General features: G+C 42.7%; 1 protein-coding gene. It reads left to right on the top strand.

The annotated features are described in order from the left end of the window. The coding region (locus JGK36_RS00115; RefSeq protein WP_293199421.1) for a tyrosine-type recombinase/integrase at positions 1–1,130 on the top strand (1,130 nt) is incomplete at its 5' end. Positions 1,131–1,234: the final 104 nt, after the last annotated feature.

The raw sequence follows: 1,234 nt of genomic DNA, 5'->3' as shown, positions 1-1,234 counted from the left end.
AGCTAGCTGATGTACTTCAGATGCCAGGTGCACAGGCTGCAACACCCGAGATTACCGTAGGCGAGATGTGGGAAGCGTACCTTCAGTGGAAAGAAACAACCATTGAAGAGACTACGTTTAAAGTAACTTTCCAGACACAGTTTTCAAACATTATTTACGGTAAAATATGGAACAACCAAACTAAGCAACACGTCCAATCCGACCAGAGTATTAGCGACATACGCTTAAGCGATGGACAGAATGTGATGTTTGCAATCACAAATACCACAATAAGCAGAAAGACTTACTTTATCAATGAGTTGCGACTAGCTTTCGAGTATTGCAAATCAAAAGGTATGCTAGTCAATCCCACAACCGAAAACCCTTTTGTCAGCGATAAATTCAGCGCACCTGCTATCACAACTCAGCAAAAGTACGCATCCAAAATAGTAAATGGGGAAGAGAAACAATGGCACGAGGTGACGGACGAAAAAGCGCTAGAAGAGGATAGACGCGCATTTACCAAGATAGAGTGCGACATCATTATCAAGGCTTTTTATGGGTCTAACAAGTCTCATTTTGCACCCCTAATCGAATTCTACTTTCTTACAGGATGTCGCACATCAGAAGCGTTAGCCCTCTGTTGGCATGATATAGATTTTGAAAGAAATCTAATTCGTTTTAATAAATCATTAGGTGCTTCCACCCACAAAATAAAAGAGACCAAAACGGGCGAGGCAAGACTATTCTATTTCAGTGACAATTCTCGATTGAGAGAGTTGCTGATCCAACTAAAAGGCGAGAGCTTAAGCAATCTTTGCTTTCCGAACAAAAAAGGTAAATACATTCCAATCACCTCTCTACAAGAGGCATGGCGGGGATTCAAAAAAACTAGAGCCCTAGCTGATGGTACAGAAAAAACTTACTACTACCCCGGTGTAGTCACTCAGTTAGTTGAGGAAGGCGTCATAGGAGGGTACTTACCGCAATATCACACTCGCCATACCTACATCACCCTTACTGCTCACGCTAATGCCCACAATAACAACGCGCTATTACATATAGCCACCGCCTGCGGTAATAGCGTAGACGTGATACTGAGGCATTACCTTGGGGTAAGCGAATCAATACAGATAGTTGAGGCAATGTAACCCCCTACCCCCTTTAACCAGGGGGTATTTTTTTGACTATTTTCCTGTACCTACTGTCATTTTACAAAGTAGGGCGCTAAAGTAGGAGCCTACTTGGATACAAC

This window comes from Microcoleus sp. PH2017_35_SFW_U_B (assembly GCF_020737865.1).
GTDB lineage: Bacteria > Cyanobacteriota > Cyanobacteriia > Cyanobacteriales > Microcoleaceae > Microcoleus.
The sequence above is the reverse complement of the archived record's forward strand: the minus strand, read 5'-3'. Positions and strand labels throughout refer to the sequence as shown.